Source organism: Pseudomonas sp. Leaf59, assembly GCF_920984685.1.
Taxonomy (GTDB): Bacteria; Pseudomonadota; Gammaproteobacteria; order Pseudomonadales; family Pseudomonadaceae; genus Aquipseudomonas.
Genome location: NZ_CAKLBR010000008.1, coordinates 1 through 15,559, shown reverse-complemented (window position 1 = coordinate 15,559; position 15,559 = coordinate 1). Strand labels below are relative to the sequence as shown.

The following is a 15,559-nucleotide window of genomic DNA, read 5'->3' as shown; positions in this document are numbered from 1 at the left end:
GTGCCGTTAACAGCACTGTGTCCCCTCAGGTTTTAATAAGCGATGCCCCAGCCTTACGCCGTCTTGACTTTAATTTCATTCGTGACGGCCTCACTGAGAGCGATGATAACAGCCAGCCTGGACTCAATCACTTTTGCGCGCGACTCGATAAGTGGATCTTCGATGCGAAAGTACTCAGGAAGCGCAAAGGGGACATTGAACTTTTCAGCCAGTTTAATGAAACCTTTCTCAGCCTCGATAATGATCGACTCAAGTGAAGTCATCCGCTGTTCGTCGCTTTTAAGAGCCCATTGCAGATCTGCCTTAATTTCTTTCTCCCCAACAAGTTTAGTCAACATATTCGCTACAGCAAAAACTTCCTCCTGAGTCTTATCGATAATTTTTGTATCTTTCAGGGAAGCAGCGAATTTAACGGCGGGATCGTCGGCTAATGCCTTTTTTAAGGCCTCGACAATACCGGCAACCGCGGGTGTCACCACCGCACCGACGCCTATAACGATCAAAGCCTTCTTAGTGTCCGAAATTTTCTTTTTCTCGGGCTCCGCGATCGCCTCGGACTTAGCATCGACGTCCTCAACGTCTGCCTTGAGACGTGTATCGGTATCCGATGCCCCTGTAGCCTCTTCAAATTCCTTTTTTGCTTTCTTCAACGTGTCTGAGGAAAAGGGCGATACCGCCTTGCCGTTAACATTTGCACTGGCCACCGCCAAGTGTACGGAAGTAGGCTCTACGATGACGACGTCTTCCCGTCCAAGTTTGCTGACAGTATTATCATCCAGCTTGATTTCGGCTTGCTGTTTGGCGAAATCCTGATCGAATCGAGTAATCCCCGACGCTTCGGAAGTACTGACTGCGCTCCCTGATGCCTTTATCGAGTCCGGCGCCTTGATATCTGCCGGAGCAGGTGCAGTTTTTTTCTTAAAAAGCCTGGAGAGTCGCCCACGAGCAGGTCTGGTGAAGCGGTCACCCTCATCAGCAAACATCTCATATTCGATAGCATCGCCAGCACGTTTAGCGTTTGTTGCAGTAACGTGGTTGTCTGGTGATACAGGTGCTGCTGATGGTTTGCTCGCTGCCTCAGGCGCCAACTGCTGCTGAGCGAAAGACAACTGCGATACTGTTGAGCTTATAACGTTCATATGATTCACCTAATGATTAACTTACATTAGGAAGCCATCCATTTCCTCCACAAATTAAGTGGCAAACCCACCCATAAAGTTCCAAAAAAACAATAAACAACTGCCATCTATCTTATTATTACAGTTTGTAAAAATGGCACGCGCCACCGGCAACAAGGCATTCACTAAAAGACGTTGCAACGTTCTAAATACTTACGCTGTGGCCGCGCCAACTAACGCATCCTGGGTCAGCTGCACGCCATAGGGGGTTTTAGTTATAACGTTATAAGCATACCAGCCCCCATTGAGAAAGATCGCTGTTGCAGGCTTTATATCCTCGGCCTTACCCGTTACTCTCCGATGAAAGTTTCTGACAATATCATTGTGTTGATACGTTTTTCTGGAATCAACATTTTTAACGGATTTTGACAATCTTTGCGGCACGAGAGCACCCAGATTCCGCGTCTCCTTCTGCAACGCATTTAGCCCACTTCTTATATTTTTTGGTGCTTCTAAAAAATCGTCTATCGAGAAAGATGAAGCGATTCCTTTCACTGCTCCCGAAGCGGCAGACTTTATTAAGCCGCGCCCCGCTTTAAGGGACTTTCGAACATGCCCGGCGGTGGGTATAAGAAAGCCGAAGATATCCATACCAAGCTCTAAGACAGCCTCTGACGCATTCCCATCAATGGCCGCCTTGATCCCATCATGAAAAGGGGCAAGGCTGAGAAAAAAACTGTCCAGCTTTCTATTGGTTATTCTTTCCTGCTCTCTGTCTGTCACGGCCCTTGCCAACTCTTTCTCTTGGTCATCCGCAGGCAAAAAGTGATGACTAACCGTTGAACCCAGTACGCGACCTCTTCTGGAAAAATAACTGCCCTTCAGACCATCTGCGATATCAGATGGCACATGCACGCCAGAAAAATCCGTATCCGGTGGCGCCAATCGCTCGACCAGTACCCGTGACCTGACATGATTTTTTGCCGGTACACCATGATAGGGGTTATCGTCAATGCGCAGCACGTCACCTCTATCGTTGCGCAAAGGCCCAGCCCAAGGCTTTTGTGGCCTGCTCACGAGAGGTCCCGATAAACCTGGCTCTTTGACTATCTTTGCCTGAGCGGGGAAATAACTGTAGTAGTCAAAAAGCCCGTTACCGCGATCGGCCTGTATAAGCACGCCATGACGCCCTGTCAGTGCTTCAACCTCCTGAGGGCTGGGCTTGCCATTAGGAACGAGGCGCTCTCGACCACGCACCTTGACATAATTTGTACCATCGTAATTTCTACGCACAGCGTAAAAGCTGATAGGTGACGTATTAAAAATCTCCCTATCAGCCAGAGGCAGCAAGGACATGTGATACCTGAACAACGTGCTAACAGCCGTCTCTTTTTTTGCCAGATACTTCGAAAATGCCGTGTCAAACGCTTCATTAATATCTGGATTTAATTTATGAAACTGTCGTCGCATACTATTATACGGCACGGCCTTTTCATCACTTGACACCCAAACTCTTGTATTAAGCTCTCCAGACATATAAATATCAACCAGCGAATAACTGAAGTTCAGCGGCCAATATTCGTTATCATCTTTGATGACCTTACTCTCGAAATCCACCCCCTCACCAAAAACCCGCTCCAACTCTAAAATTGCAACGTCCTTACGGGTAGGAGGCGACGCCTTCAAAGCGTCAGACGCCCAATTCAACTCCTTTTTCTGTTTTACCAAGGCGGTCACTGCCAGATTATAATCCTGTGCAGAATAATCATTATGTGCACGCGCGCTGATTACCCCGTTTGCAACACCCCAATCCGTGACAGCCCCCCGCCGGACGTCCTTCAACTGCTCATCACCTTCGCTCGAAATCGGATCAGTAGCGCCAAAAAGCGTGACCTGAGCCTGTGTCATATTGGCTACGGCACCCGGGACCTGTTTTTCAATGCGCAATGCATCAATGGAATAAAACGCCCACGTATGGGAACCATAAACAACATTAGGCAGCTGATTTTTCGCCAGAAACTCTGGCGCTGAAATCGACAACAACAAATGCGCCGCGACAGGCGCTATCTCACGGCCTACCTTACCTTCAAGATGACGAATAAGACGTTGCGTAATGTCGGCGGGCGATAAACCGATGTTTTCTGGTGCATACACGTTGCACCCCATCAAGTTGTGACGGGATACACCGGCAGCAGGATCCAGGTCGAGTGCCAGTGCTGCGCTGGCAAACTCAAGGGCACTGGTTTCAGTTTCAACTCCCAGTACCTCTTCCTGTATTTTTTTGCCCAAGGCTTTTGCGGCCGGCAATCGAATAAGCTCATCCAGTACCTTTGCTGGATTATTTTTTATCGCTTTCCTTGTACTTTCAGGAAGGTTGCGGACCAGCCGACCCATCAAACTTTCTACACCCGGTCCGACGTCAGTCTTTGATACCCTATTTTCCGACTGAGCTTTCCATTGCTCTACGACACTCAGAATCTGCTTTTTCGCGTGGTCATTCAGCGCTGCGTAGTCCGATGAGCGGGTCAAAGGCCGCGCGCCACCTGTATTTGACTGAGGCGCCCTGGCAGCAAGGTCAAAGAACAACGTGTTCGCCAGATTTTCGGCTTCTCTGGCGTTCTTCGGCACATAAAGCTCATTGCCCTCCAGTATGTCGGCCACACTGAGCTCGCTGCACGGTTCACCGTCAATGATGGAATAGGTGGAGCGGGGATCAACAGGGATGAAAACCTTGTTCAGGTTAATTCTCCCAGTGGCATCGTTGGCTTGTAACTTCAGCGCAGCAATGAGCGCATGATTGTTAGCGTCATCACCCAATGCTGTTTGCTTTTGCTCCAGCGACTCTGGAGATCGTTGTGACGCATGGGACATTTGCTTGAATGAAAAGCTTGAACGTGCCTGTAATCCAGCGAGTTTCTGCTGAGCCTGTGCAGGCGAAAGGTCAATAGGCTCGTTATAGAATTTCCCCACCAGGAACATAGGTACCTTGCCCGCAGGCCAGGGTAGATCAAGGGTTTGGCCAGGTTCAGGTGCGATGACGTTCGCGATAGACAACAGCGTTCCGCAGATTTCAGACCATCCCGAGTTGTCCGTGAGAGAAAAGGTATGTTCTTTATCGCCGACGCCGCCTGCAAGCTCTCCAGTGAAAGGACTCAACCTCAGTTTCGTCGTATCCAGACCTTGCTCCTTCGCCCATGCCGAGAAAGCAGCGCCGCTTAATGCACTCTCCAGCGTCGTACGCCAGCGTCCCAGTGTGGACTCCGGAGCAACTGAAACATAAGGTGGGTTTATCGACGTCTGAAAGACATAGTTAGCCGACCCGCGTGCGAATGCTTTTGCCACTGCGACATCAGCTACGGCGCGGGCACCAAGAGTGTCATCCTGCTCGGCACCGCGTTTCTTACGAATAACGCCGTCATCCGCGCTTCGAACACTCGAAAATGACCACGACGATATTTTATTTTCAGCATTCGAGGCGCACGTTTCAATAAGAGGAGCACCATAAACAGCAACAACTGGTACCGCGATATTCTCGTTATAAATCATTTGACTGCTCCGCTGTAGAAACGGTAGTTCCCCGTTCATACACTGAGTGGTCGCTTGACCTACAATTTACACGCTACGCGCCCTACAAATGTACCTTGAAGTTTCAAGCGATGGCACCTATTTGCCTAACACACTATAAATTCAATAGCTTACCAAGGCATAACAAAAAGTGACTGAATCGCTGATGACGTCATTATGAACCTCAATGACTTAGTAACATGCCGATCATTCTAAAAAACCTGTAGCTTAAGTTACCAAATACCTGGTAATTCCGTGCTTTCGTAATTTTCTGTAAAGCGTATTTCTACTCACGCCTAAACAGGCAGCGGTATGAGTCATGTGCCAGCATTGACGCTCCAGAACATCCAGCAGAGCAAGGCGCTCTGCGTTACCCAAGGCGCGCTGCGTGCTCGCCTCAGCAACGCCCTCGGGCTGAACCTGCCGGATAATCATGGGCAGATCTTCTACACACACCCTCCCATCGTCGCAGAGAGCACACAGTGTGCGCAGGACTGTACGTAACTGACGCAGGTTTCCAGGCCAGGCGAACGTCAACAATGCCTCACGTGCAGCAGCACTGAGCTCCACCGATTGGCCGCCTGCTTCCTGCATCAACAAAAAATCCAACACCTGTGACTTGTCAGCACGATCACGCAACGCCGGCAGCGCCACCTCCAGACCATTTAGCCGGTAATACAAGTCCTCGCGGAAACTGCCTTCTTGCACACGCTCCAGCAGATTGCGGTGGGTGGCGCTGATGATTCTGACATCCACGGCCTGAGGCTCACCGCCGATGGGCACCACGATACGGTCCTCCAGCACTCTTAACAGGCGGGTCTGCAGAGCAAGGGGCATATCGCCGATTTCATCCAGAAACAGCGTCCCACCATCGGCCTCTTGCAGTTTGCCCGGCATGCCTTCCTTGCGCGCGCCGGTGAAGCTGCCGCCTCGGTAGCCAAACAGTTCGCTTTCAATCAGGCTTTCCGGGATAGCGCCGCAGTTGATGGCGACAAACGCCTTATCGGCCCTTCGACTGGCCTGGTGCACGGCCTTGGCGAAGGCTTCCTTGCCGCAGCCGGTTTCGCCATTGATCAGCAGCGGTACATCGCGCTCGAATACTTTGAGCGCCCTGCCAAAGTCCGCCTGCAGCGCGGGATCGCTCAGACAAATACCCGGCAGGCTTGGCACTTCTGGACTGGCAGCGTGTGTCGGCACGCTGCGCTGTTGACCACGCAATGCAGCAAATAGATGACGACCCTCACGGGTACGCAGTGGCCAGCTCGCAGTGGCATTGGCGCTTGCGCGCCCAAGCAATTGGTCAAGCGTACAGTCGAACAGCGCTTCCACAGGGTGCCCGAGCAAACCGCCGCGAGCATGCCCCAGCAGGTTCAGGGCACTTTGATTGGCCGCGCAGATACGCCCATCGCCATCGAACGCCAACAGCCCCTCACTGAACAGGCCCACTGACTCGGCCTGCAGATGAAAGCGCAGCAACCAGTGATGCTCAAAATGACGCAGGAAGTAACAGCTCTCGATCATCTTGGCCGACAGGTTCACCAGCGCCATCGTGTGAAACTGGCTCTGACGCGACACGGCTTCACGCGCCGATGACACATCCAGCACCGCGAGCAATTCGCCATGGGGGTCGAACACCGGGCTCGCCGAGCAGGTCAGGCCGGTGTGACGGCCACGAAAATGCTCATCGCGGTGAATCGTTACGGACTGGCGCTCCACCAGGCAAGTGCCGATGCCATTGGTGCCTTCGCACGCCTCGCTCCAATCAGCACCGAGCCACAGTCCGGCGCGCTCGAAAATCCTGCGCTCGGACGGCGCAGTGACACAGTTGAGGATCACCCCGCGCGCATCGGTGAGCAGCACCGCGTGACCGGCGCCGGAGAGTTGCTGGTGCAGGCTGTTCATCTCACTGCCGGCGATGTGCAGCACCTGTTGCAGGCGCTCGCGGCTTTCCTGCAAGCGGCCGTGTTCGAGCACGGTGGGGGCGATAGTCTGAGCAGGGTCGAGGTGGTAGTCCTCCAGGCAGCGCAGCCAGGAGCGCGCGATGGAAGGATCGCTGGACGGGTCGCGGCCATGGGCCACGGTGATGACTTGTCGGGCATGGCGGCTGAAATGATCGTTGCGCATTTTTTATTGTTCTCCCTGCGTGAGAACGGCCAGCATCCCCCAGCCATCCAGCCAATGCAATCGCGCGCCCATGGGGTGTACCGTTTATGGCACAAACTGTCACTTCGACTGTACCGCCTGCGTGACAGCAACGGTTTGCAACAAACGCCAACCCCTTGATTTACCTGACCTGCCACGCGCTGGCCCGACCTTTGCTCTACGCTTTATCACGCGCAACATCGCTGTACTCCAATAAACATAAAAGTCAGGAGATACCCACCATGCGTTACGCACACCCCGGCACCGAAGGCGCCATCGTTTCGTTCAAGGCCAAATACGGCAACTACATCGGCGGCGAATTCGTGGCGCCGGTCGACGGCAACTATTTCACCAACACCTCGCCGGTCAACGGCAAACCGATCGCCGACTTTCCGCGCTCCACCGCCAAAGACATCGACAAGGCGCTGGACGCCGCCCATGCCGCCGCTGACGCCTGGGGCAAGACCTCGGCCCAGGACCGCTCGCTGGTGCTGCTGAAAATCGCCGACCGCATCGAACAGAACCTTGAACTGCTGGCCATCACTGAAACCTGGGACAACGGCAAGGCCGTGCGTGAAACCCTCAACGCCGACATTCCGCTGGCCGCCGACCACTTCCGCTACTTCGCCGGCTGCATCCGCGCCCAGGAAGGCAGCAGCGCCGAAATCAACGAACACACCGCCGCCTATCACTTCCATGAACCGTTGGGCGTGGTCGGGCAGATCATCCCGTGGAACTTCCCGCTGCTGATGGCCGCCTGGAAACTCGCGCCGGCCCTGGCCGCCGGTAACTGCGTGGTGCTCAAGCCCGCCGAACAAACACCGCTGGGCATCAACGTGCTGATGGAGCTGATCGGCGACCTGCTGCCGCCGGGCGTGCTGAACGTGGTGCACGGTTTCGGCAAGGAAGCCGGCGAAGCCCTGGCCACCAGCAAGCGCATCGCCAAGATTGCCTTTACCGGCTCCACGCCGGTGGGCTCGCACATCATGCATGCGGCGGCCGAGAACATCATTCCGTCCACCGTCGAGCTGGGTGGCAAGTCGCCGAATATCTTCTTTGCCGACATCATGAAGGCCGAGCCACAATTCATCGAGAAAGCCGCTGAAGGCCTGGTGCTGGCGTTCTTCAACCAGGGCGAGGTGTGCACCTGCCCATCGCGCGCGCTGGTGGAAGAGTCGATCTACGACGACTTCATGAAAGTGGTGATGAAAAAGGTCGAGTCGATCAAACGTGGCGACCCGCTGGACACCGACACCATGGTCGGCGCCCAGGCATCCGAGCAACAGTTCGACAAGATTCTGTCCTACCTGGAAATCGCCAAGGGCGAAGGCGCCGAGCTGCTGACCGGTGGCAAGGTGGAGAAACTGGCGGGGGACATGGCCGGCGGCTATTACATCCAGCCGACCCTGCTCAAGGGCACCAACAAGATGCGTGTGTTCCAGGAAGAAATCTTCGGCCCGGTGGTGAGCATCACCACCTTCAAGGACGAAGCCGAAGCCCTGGCCATTGCCAACGACACCGAGTTTGGCCTGGGCGCTGGTCTGTGGACTCGCGATATCAACCGCGCGTATCGCATGGGCCGCGCGATCAAGGCGGGCCGTGTGTGGACCAACTGCTACCACCTGTACCCGGCGCATGCGGCATTCGGTGGTTACAAAAAGTCCGGCGTGGGCCGTGAGACCCACAAGATGATGTTGGATCACTACCAGCAGACCAAGAACTTGCTGGTGAGCTACGACATTAATCCGCTGGGCTTCTTCTGATTTTCTGACTGCAATGCAAGTCCCTGTGGGAGGGGATTTGCTCCCGATTGCAGTGTGTCAGCCACTCTGTGTGCCACTGACCCACCGCTATCGGGAGCAAGCCCCCTCCCACATTTGGATCTCCACAGGTACTTGCGATGTGTATTCGGCCTATATAGGCCGAGTTAAAAACAATAAGAATGGAAGGTACTTCCTCATGTCCAGCGAACCCACTCGCTCCTCCGTCGACTTCGAAAACGTCGACAGCGACTACTTCCAACAACGCGAACTGAAAAAAGGCGCCGCCGGCTGGGTGCTGCTGGTCGGCCTGGGCGTTGCCTACGTGATTTCCGGCGACTACGCCGGCTGGAATTTCGGCCTGGCCCAGGGTGGCTGGGGCGGCATGTTTCTCGCCACGTTGCTGATGGCCACCATGTACCTGTGCATGTGTTTTTCCCTGGCCGAGCTGTCTTCCATGATTCCTACCGCCGGTGGCGGCTACGGCTTTGCCCGCAGCGCCTTCGGACCCTGGGGCGGGTTCCTTACCGGCACCGCCATCCTTATCGAATACGCCATTGCCCCCGCCGCCATCGCGGTGTTTATTGGCGCCTATTGCGAGTCGCTGTTCGGCATTGGCGGCTGGATGATTTATCTGGCGTTCTACATCCTCTTTATCGGCATCCATATCTTCGGCGTGGGCGAAGCGCTGAAGCTGATGTTTGTGATCACCGCCGTCGCCGCCATTGCCCTGGGCGTGTTTCTGGTATCGATGGTGCCGCACTTCAGTGTCGCCAACCTGCTGGACATGCCGGTGACCGAAGCGCGAGGCGCCAGCAGCTTCCTGCCGTTCGGCTACGTCGGCGTGTGGGCTGCGATCCCTTATGCCATCTGGTTTTTCCTTGCGGTGGAAGGCGTGCCGCTGGCCGCCGAAGAAACCCGCAACCCCAAGCGCGACCTGCCGCGCGGCCTGATCGGCGCCATTGTGGTGCTCACCAGTTTTGCCTTGTTGATTCTGGTGATTGCGCCGGGCGGCGCCGGCACCTATGCGCTGGTCAAATCCGGCAACCCGCTGGTTGAGGCGCTGGCCCTGGCGTACGGCGGTTCGACCTGGATGGGCAGCTTCGTCAACCTGGTCGGGCTGGCAGGACTGATCGCGAGCTTTTTCTCGATCATCTATGCCTATTCCCGGCAGATTTTTGCCTTGTCCCGTGCCGGCTACCTGCCGCGCAAGTTGTCCGAGACCAACAAGAGCAAGGCGCCGGTACTGGCGCTGGTGATCCCCGGCATCATCGGCTTTGGCCTGTCGCTGACCGGCCAGGGCGACTTGCTGATCCTGGTGGCCGTGTTTGGCGCGACCATTTCCTACGTGCTGATGATGGCCGCACACATCACCCTGCGCATTCGCCGCCCCAAAATGGACCGTCCGTACCGCACGCCGGGCGGCATCTTCACCTCGGGCGTGGCGCTGGTACTGGCCTGCGTGGCCGTGGTGGCGGGCTTTCTGGTGGATCCACGGGTGGTGATTGGCGCCGCGATCATCTATGGAGTATTAATTGCTTACTTTGCTTTCTACAGCCGGCATCACTTGGTAGCAGGCACGCCCGAAGAAGAATTCGCGGCGATCCAGGCCGCAGAGGCCGCCTTGCACTGAACTGCCGTAAACCTCGACGCGGGCGCTGCCTGCGTCGCCAAGGAGACACTGTATGGCAAGTTTTTCCCACGCGGTGGGTGCGCAAACCTACCGCTTCGACAGCCTCAAGGACGTGATGGCCAAGGCCAGCCCGGCCCGTTCCGGTGACGTCCTCGCAGGCGTCGCCGCGCAGAACGACGGTGAACGGGTCGCGGCGCAAATGGCCCTGGCGAACATCCCGCTCAAGCACTTTCTCGAAGAAGCGCTGATCCCGTATGAACGCGACGAAGTCACCCGGCTGATCATCGACACCCACGACAAACAAGCCTTTGCCGTGGTCAGCCACCTGACCGTGGGCGGCCTGCGCGACTGGCTGCTCAGCGATGCAGCCGACGAACATTCCCTACGCGCCCTGGCGCCCGGGCTGACACCGGAAATGGCCGCGGCGGTCTCCAAGATCATGCGCGTGCAGGACCTGGTGCTGGTGGCGCAGAAGATCCGCGTGGTCACCCGCTTTCGCGGCACCATGGGCCTGCGCGGGCGCCTGTCGACGCGCCTGCAACCCAACCACCCCACCGACGAACCGGCGGGCATCGCCGCGAGCATCCTCGACGGCCTGCTCTACGGCAACGGCGACGCCATGATCGGCATCAATCCGGCCACCGACAGCACCGCCTCGATCTGCGCCATGCTGGAGATGCTCGACGCAATCATCCAGCGCTACGAAATCCCCACCCAGGCCTGCGTGCTGACCCACGTCACCACCTCCATCGAGGCGATCAACCGTGGCGTACCGCTGGACCTGGTGTTTCAGTCGATTGCCGGCACCGAGGCGGCCAACGCCAGCTTCGGCATCAGCCTGAGCGTGCTGCAGGAAGGTTACGACGCAGGCTTGAGCCTCAAGCGCGGCACCCTGGGCCAGAACCTGATGTATTTCGAAACCGGCCAGGGCAGTGCCTTGTCCGCCAACGCGCACTTTGGCGTCGACCAGCAAACCTGCGAAACCCGCGCTTATGCGGTGGCGCGGCATTTCAAGCCGTTTCTGGTCAACACCGTGGTCGGCTTTATCGGGCCCGAGTACCTGTACAACGGCAAGCAGATCATCCGCGCCGGCCTTGAAGACCACTTCTGCGGCAAGTTGCTCGGCGTGCCCATGGGCTGCGACATCTGCTACACCAACCACGCCGAAGCCGACCAGGATGACATGGACACCCTGCTGACCCTGCTGGGCGTGGCCGGGATCAACTTCATCATGGGCATCCCCGGCTCCGACGACATCATGCTCAACTACCAGACCACCTCGTTCCACGATGCCTTGTACGCACGCCAAACATTAGGTTTAAAGCCAGCGCCGGAATTCGAACAGTGGCTGGCCAAAATGGGCATCTTTACCCAGGCCGATGGCAAGGTGCAGTTTGGCAACAGCCTGCCACCGGCGTTCCGCCACGCCCTGGCGCAACTCGGATGAAGGAGCCACCCGTGTCACTCGACCTGCCTGACAACCCGTGGCTGCAATTGCGCCGCCTCACCCCGGCACGCATCGCTCTGGGCCGCACCGGCACCAGCCTGCCCACCAGTGCGCAACTGGACTTCCAATTCGCCCACGCCCAGGCGCGGGATGCGGTGCACCTGCCCTTCGATCACGCAGGCTTGAGCAGCCAACTGGCCGAACGCGGCCGCGACAGCCTGTTACTGCACAGCGCCGCCGCCGACCGCCACAGCTACCTGCAACGGCCGGACCTGGGTCGACGTTTAAGTGATGAGTCGGCCCAACACCTTCGCGACTACGCCGCAGCGAATCCCGGCGGCGTGGACCTGGCGGTGGTGGTGGCCGATGGCTTGTCGGCGCTGGCGGTGCATAAACATACGCTGCCGTTTCTGACGCGCATGGAAGAACAGACCCACGCCGAGGGGTGGTCCCTGTCGCCGGTTATTCTGGTGGAGCAGGGCCGCGTGGCCGTGGCGGATGAAATCGGCCAGCTGCTCGGCGCCAAAATGACGGTGATCCTGATCGGCGAGCGGCCAGGGCTCAGCTCGCCGGACAGCCTGGGCCTGTATTTCACCTACAACCCCAAGGTGGGCCTCAACGACGCCAATCGCAACTGCATTTCCAACGTGCGCCTGGAAGGCCTCAGCTACGGCATGGCGGCCCATCGCCTGCTTTACTTGATGCGAGAGGCGTGTCGCCGGCAGCTGTCGGGGGTCAATCTCAAGGACGAGGCGCAAGTGCAAACCCTCGAATCCGACGATCCCGACCTGATGAAAGGAAACTTCCTGCTTAGCCCACCCACGGACTGATCGCGGCACGATTGCGCTTTTTCGCGTCGTTAGGCAGCATCAAGTCACGGCCGCTCCTGTGGTCATATCCTTTGGAAGTTGAGGCCTGGCATGCGGATTACTCAAGCGACCCTGGAACACCTGGACCTGTTGACCCCGCTGTTCGTCAAATACCGTGAATTCTACGGCGCGCTGCCGTTTCCGGATTCGTCGCGGGACTTTCTGGAAAAGCGCCTGCGCCGTAAAGAGTCGGTGATTTACCTGGCGCTGGCCGATGACGACGACAAGCGGTTGCTGGGGTTCTGCCAGCTGTACCCGAGCTTTTCCTCTCTGTCGCTCAAGCGCGTGTGGATCCTCAACGACATCTATGTGGCCGAGGATGCGCGCCGGCAACTGGTGGCCGACAACCTCATGCGCACCGCGAAGAAAATGGCCAGGGAAACCCACGCGGTGCGGCTGCGGGTGTCGACCAGCAGTGACAATGAAGTGGCGCAGAAAACCTATGAGTCGATCGGCTTTCGCGAAGACACCGAGTTCAAGAATTACGTTCTGCCGATCAACCAAGACTGACGCCAAAGCCTCTCGCAGCTTCAATGTGGGTGCCTATCCCACATTGGCAACCACGACACGCCCCGCTACAAAAGCAGCACGCTTTTCAACGCTCAATCCGTATAATGCGGACCTTTCCAGGGTTGTAAGAAATGCGACAGTCACTTGTAGCCTTATTGCCCGAGCCTCCGCAGAGGCCTGCCGAGTCGGGCCGTTCACACAGGTGCCATCCATGGATTTCAACCCGCTTGACCTGATCCTGCATCTCGACGTTTACCTCGACATGCTGGTAACCAACTACGGTCCGTGGATTTACGCCATTCTGTTCCTGGTCATTTTTTGCGAAACGGGCCTGGTGGTCATGCCCTTCCTGCCGGGTGATTCCCTGCTGTTTATCGCTGGCGCCGTCGCCGCCGGTGGCGGCATGGACCCGGTACTGCTCGGCGGCCTGTTGATGCTGGCCGCGATCCTCGGCGACAGCACCAACTATGTCATCGGGCGAACCGCCGGAGAACGCCTGTTCAGCAACCCGAACTCGAAGATCTTCCGCCGCGACTACCTGCAAAAAACCCATGACTTCTACGACAAGCACGGCGGCAAAACCGTGACCCTGGCGCGCTTCCTGCCGATCCTGCGCACCTTTGCGCCGTTTGTGGCCGGCATCGCCAAAATGCCCTACCCGCGTTTCTTCGGGTTCAGCGTGCTGGGCACCATTCTCTGGGTCGGTGGCCTGGTGACCCTGGGCTACTTCTTCGGCAACGTGCCGTTTATCAAGAAGAACCTGTCGCTGCTGGTGGTGTTCATCATCCTGCTGTCGCTGGTGCCGATGATCATTGGCGTGTTCCGCAGCCGTTTCGGTCGCGCTTCCTCCGAAGCCAAGCCGCAGTAACCGGCCATGTGGTCCCTCAGCGCCTGGCGTCGCCGGCGCCTGCTGGCCCGGCACCCGATCGCCGATGACACCTGGCAGCGGGTGCGCAGCCACCTGACCTTCCTCGACGGCCTCACCGCCGAACAGGATCAGTGGTTGCGCGAAGCCTGCATCCTCTTCCTTGCCGACAAACACCTCACCGCCCTGCCCGGCGTCGACCTGCACCAGGAGCAACGCCTGCTGCTCGCCGCCCAGGCGCAGTTGCCGCTGATGAACCTGGGCGATCTCGACTGGTATCAAGGCTTCCACGAAATCGTGCTGTACCCCGACGACTTCCTCAGCCCCCAGCGCCATCGCGATGCCAGCGGCGTGGAGCATGAGTGGGACGGCGAGCACAGCGGCGAAGCCTGGCAACAGGGCCCGGTGATTCTCGCCTGGCCCGGGGTGCTGGCCAGCGGCAATTGGGAAGGCTACAACCTGGTGATTCACGAGCTCGCCCACAAGCTCGATATGCTCACCGGCGACGCCAACGGCCTGCCGCCGCTGCACAAGAATATGCGCGTGCAGGAATGGGCCAGCGTGATGCAAGACGCCTTCGATGACCTCAATCACCAACTGGATGCCGATCCCGACATCGAGACGGTCATTGATCCCTATGCAGCGGAAAACCCGGCGGAGTTCTTTGCCGTCACCAGCGAATATTTTTTCAGTGCCCCGGATTTGCTGGTCGACAGTTATCCACAGGTGTACACCCAACTCAGCCGCTTTTATCGCCAGGATCCCCTGGCCCGCCTGCGCCACCTGCAAGCCCACGACCCGCGCTACCAGCCGCCGGTTGAATGACCGTACGACGTCTGGCGCATGGCATCGGCGTCAGAATATGCCTATAATCGCCGCCACTTTTAGGCCAATCCGGCCATGTTCAATGGCCAACTACGGGGGCAACGCCCAATGAGCTACAGCAAGATTCCGGCTGGCAAAGACCTGCCGAACGACATCTACGTCGCCATCGAAATTCCGGCCAACCACGCGCCGATCAAATACGAAATCGACAAAGACAGCGACTGCCTGTTCGTTGACCGTTTCATGGCCACCCCGATGTTCTACCCGGCCAACTACGGTTTCATCCCCAACACCCTGGCCGACGACGGTGATCCCCTCGACGTGCTGGTCGTGACCCCTTACCCGGTTACGCCAGGCTCGGTAATCCGCGCCCGCCCGGTCGGCATCCTGAACATGACCGACGACGGCGGCGGCGACGCCAAGGTGATCGCGGTGCCACACGACAAGCTGTCCCAGCTGTACGTGGACGTGAAGGAATACACCGACCTGCCACCGCTGTTGCTGGAGCAGATCAAACACTTCTTCGAGAACTACAAAGACCTCGAAAAAGGCAAATGGGTGAAGATCGAAGGCTGGGGCAACGCAGACGCCGCCCGCGCCGAGATCATGAAGTCGGTGGCTGCCTACAAAGGCTGATCCCTGATCTTCATTGCCTCGCCCATAAAAAGCCCCGATCACTTGGGGCTTTTTTGTGAGCGCTGTCCCGTCCTGAATAAGGTTTACACCTTCTGACCTTTCTTCAGGAGGACTCAATGGATACGGGAAAAAGGCGCAGCCAACGCGATTACACGCTAGCTTTTAAATTGTCGGTCGTAGACCAAGTCGA

At 57.3% G+C, this 15,559-nt stretch carries 11 protein-coding genes; 8 read left to right on the top strand and 3 right to left on the bottom strand.

Annotated features, from left to right (window positions below; translation table 11 throughout):
* Window positions 1-53: 53 nt before the first annotated feature.
* The 3 genes from LUB09_RS10835 to LUB09_RS10825 all read right to left on the bottom strand — a co-directional run bounded on the left by LUB09_RS10835 (window position 54) and on the right by LUB09_RS10825 (window position 6,806).
* Window positions 54-1,139 (bottom strand): hypothetical protein, encoded by a 1,086-nt coding sequence (locus LUB09_RS10835; RefSeq protein ID WP_231422556.1) that lies wholly within the window; start codon window positions 1,137-1,139, stop codon window positions 54-56.
* A 192-nt stretch (window positions 1,140-1,331) separates the two neighbouring features.
* Window positions 1,332-4,664: a hypothetical protein gene (locus tag LUB09_RS10830; protein WP_231422555.1), complete on the bottom strand. Its 3,333-nt coding sequence runs from the start codon at window positions 4,662-4,664 to the stop codon at window positions 1,332-1,334.
* 246 nt (window positions 4,665-4,910) lie between these two features.
* Window positions 4,911-6,806 (bottom strand): sigma-54-dependent Fis family transcriptional regulator, encoded by a 1,896-nt coding sequence (locus tag LUB09_RS10825; RefSeq protein WP_231422554.1) that lies wholly within the window; start codon window positions 6,804-6,806, stop codon window positions 4,911-4,913.
* A gap of 260 nt (window positions 6,807-7,066) precedes the next feature.
* Between LUB09_RS10825 and exaC the strand changes: the two genes are divergently transcribed.
* The 8 genes from exaC to ppa all read left to right on the top strand — a co-directional run bounded on the left by exaC (window position 7,067) and on the right by ppa (window position 15,369).
* Complete coding sequence (exaC, locus tag LUB09_RS10820; RefSeq protein ID WP_209985236.1) at window positions 7,067-8,587, top strand: acetaldehyde dehydrogenase ExaC; 1,521 nt, start codon at window positions 7,067-7,069, stop codon at window positions 8,585-8,587.
* Window positions 8,588-8,783: 196 nt separating this feature from the next.
* Window positions 8,784-10,217, top strand: coding sequence for an ethanolamine permease (gene eat, locus LUB09_RS10815; protein WP_057010148.1), 1,434 nt, complete (start codon window positions 8,784-8,786; stop codon window positions 10,215-10,217).
* A 52-nt stretch (window positions 10,218-10,269) separates the two neighbouring features.
* Window positions 10,270-11,664 (top strand): ethanolamine ammonia-lyase subunit EutB, encoded by a 1,395-nt coding sequence (locus LUB09_RS10810; RefSeq protein WP_231422553.1) that lies wholly within the window; start codon window positions 10,270-10,272, stop codon window positions 11,662-11,664.
* On the top strand, window positions 11,661-12,494 hold the full coding sequence (gene eutC, locus LUB09_RS10805; RefSeq protein ID WP_231422552.1) for an ethanolamine ammonia-lyase subunit EutC: 834 nt from the start codon (window positions 11,661-11,663) through the stop codon (window positions 12,492-12,494). Before LUB09_RS10810 ends, eutC begins: the two co-directional genes overlap by 4 nt.
* A 90-nt stretch (window positions 12,495-12,584) precedes the next feature.
* Window positions 12,585-13,043 (top strand): GNAT family N-acetyltransferase, encoded by a 459-nt coding sequence (locus LUB09_RS10800; protein ID WP_231422551.1) that lies wholly within the window; start codon window positions 12,585-12,587, stop codon window positions 13,041-13,043.
* 211 nt (window positions 13,044-13,254) lie between these two features.
* A complete protein-coding gene (locus LUB09_RS10795; protein ID WP_003237086.1) occupies window positions 13,255-13,911 on the top strand; it encodes a DedA family protein in 657 nt (218 codons plus the stop codon).
* 6 nt (window positions 13,912-13,917) lie between these two features.
* Window positions 13,918-14,733 (top strand): zinc-dependent peptidase, encoded by an 816-nt coding sequence (locus tag LUB09_RS10790; protein WP_231422550.1) that lies wholly within the window; start codon window positions 13,918-13,920, stop codon window positions 14,731-14,733.
* 108 nt (window positions 14,734-14,841) lie between these two features.
* Window positions 14,842-15,369, top strand: coding sequence for an inorganic diphosphatase (gene ppa, locus LUB09_RS10785; RefSeq protein ID WP_003237090.1), 528 nt, complete (start codon window positions 14,842-14,844; stop codon window positions 15,367-15,369).
* Window positions 15,370-15,559 lie beyond the last annotated feature (190 nt).

Coding starts and splice junctions, on each gene's coding strand:
- eat (WP_057010148.1), top strand. CDS start 8,784: ATGTCCAGCGAACCCACTCGCTCCTCCGTCGACTTCGAAAACGTCGAC.
- LUB09_RS10810 (WP_231422553.1), top strand. CDS start 10,270: ATGGCAAGTTTTTCCCACGCGGTGGGTGCGCAAACCTACCGCTTCGAC.
- ppa (WP_003237090.1), top strand. CDS start 14,842: ATGAGCTACAGCAAGATTCCGGCTGGCAAAGACCTGCCGAACGACATC.
- LUB09_RS10835 (WP_231422556.1), bottom strand. CDS start 1,139: ATGAACGTTATAAGCTCAACAGTATCGCAGTTGTCTTTCGCTCAGCAG.
- LUB09_RS10800 (WP_231422551.1), top strand. CDS start 12,585: ATGCGGATTACTCAAGCGACCCTGGAACACCTGGACCTGTTGACCCCG.
- LUB09_RS10830 (WP_231422555.1), bottom strand. CDS start 4,664: ATGATTTATAACGAGAATATCGCGGTACCAGTTGTTGCTGTTTATGGT.
- LUB09_RS10790 (WP_231422550.1), top strand. CDS start 13,918: ATGTGGTCCCTCAGCGCCTGGCGTCGCCGGCGCCTGCTGGCCCGGCAC.
- LUB09_RS10795 (WP_003237086.1), top strand. CDS start 13,255: ATGGATTTCAACCCGCTTGACCTGATCCTGCATCTCGACGTTTACCTC.
- eutC (WP_231422552.1), top strand. CDS start 11,661: ATGAAGGAGCCACCCGTGTCACTCGACCTGCCTGACAACCCGTGGCTG.
- LUB09_RS10825 (WP_231422554.1), bottom strand. CDS start 6,806: ATGCGCAACGATCATTTCAGCCGCCATGCCCGACAAGTCATCACCGTG.
- exaC (WP_209985236.1), top strand. CDS start 7,067: ATGCGTTACGCACACCCCGGCACCGAAGGCGCCATCGTTTCGTTCAAG.